This is a genomic window from Paenibacillus barengoltzii NBRC 101215 (assembly GCF_004000745.1).
Taxonomy (GTDB): domain Bacteria; phylum Bacillota; class Bacilli; order Paenibacillales; family Paenibacillaceae; genus Fontibacillus; species Fontibacillus barengoltzii.
On record NZ_BILV01000156.1, the window covers coordinates 1 to 1,193 of the forward strand.

The 1,193-nt window shown below is 54.1% G+C and carries 1 protein-coding gene; it reads right to left on the reverse strand.

Features of this window, described 5'->3' with window-relative positions:
• On the reverse strand, nucleotides 1–1,080 hold a 1,080-nt coding region (locus PBA01S_RS22600), incomplete at its 3' end, for an ISLre2-like element ISTco1 family transposase (protein WP_127576781.1).
• Nucleotides 1,081–1,193: the final 113 nt, after the last annotated feature.

Consider the following 1,193-nt stretch of genomic DNA (forward strand, 5'->3'; position numbering starts at 1 on the left):
CGTCCGCTTGGCGAATATACGCATCTGCGATTCCGCGCTTCCCATCGGGCGCATGCCGCTTGTGTCGATCCCCTTCGCCTGGAGTGTTTTTCGGTAGTCGTCCAAATGCTTCTCATGCCGCTTTAGAAATCTTTTATACGGCTTCCAATCCTTCCGGTTCTCTTCCGCTATCTCTTGCTCCGACACGCCTTCCAGGACCGCCATAAGCGCGGCTGCATCCTGTTTGGCCAAAGACCGTCTCACGGTCTCCCACACCTGCGGCAAATGACCAACAAAGCGTTTCAAATCACGCGCCACATGAAAGCGGTCCAGCATGTACAGACATTGGTGAAAGTAGGATGTACATTCCCCGATCCACGCCGCGCCGTCTCCGTTCACCACAAGCCACGTGTTCTCGTCGATTTCGTAACGCTCCACCAGAAAGTCCCCGAACCCTTCCCAGAAGTCGCCGCCGCTCGTATGCAGGTAATGCTGTTTGTTCTTCAGCTGTACCCGCTTGCCGTTCTTCTCCCAGCCTTCGTGTACGACTGCAATTGCGTTCTCCATCCCGCGCTTTTTGCTCCGCTGCAGCTTCGTGTACAGCCCATCCACTTCCACGAACAGCACCCGGGCAGCGCGCCGTTTCACCGCTGGCATCGGCTGTTGCGCACGCTCCATCAGTTTTTCCCTGATCGCTTGGTGGCTCAGCACATTGTAGCCCAAAAGCTGCTCCAGCCGCTTTGCGCTGTCCCGGTACGACGGTCCTTGGCTTGCGAATGCGATTGCTGTCTCTTCCAAATGCGGACTGACTTTCCCGCGCCCTTCGAATTGCAACAGCTGATCCAGCAGATACACGTGTTTGCCGCTTCTACGGTCACAGTACAATCTCCGCTTAAAGCGCACATTCCCGAACACTGTGTTGACGCTTGTTTCACGCTCGTCCTTTACTCGATAACGCTCTCGGTCCCGTTGCTCCAGGATCTGCTGATCCAGCGCCTCCAGTACCTGCTTCATCGCACGAGCGAATTCCTCCTGCATTTTCCGGAAAATCCATTGCTCAATCTCTTTCATCGTCGGCATTGTTGTGGTAAAGTGGCTCACAGGAGCTTCCTCCTTCTTGGTGTGTTGTGCGCAAACATCACTTTACCAAGGGAGAAGCTCTTTTTCTATATCCGCTTTTTCCAATTCCTACACCCACAGAGATTTTACACTAT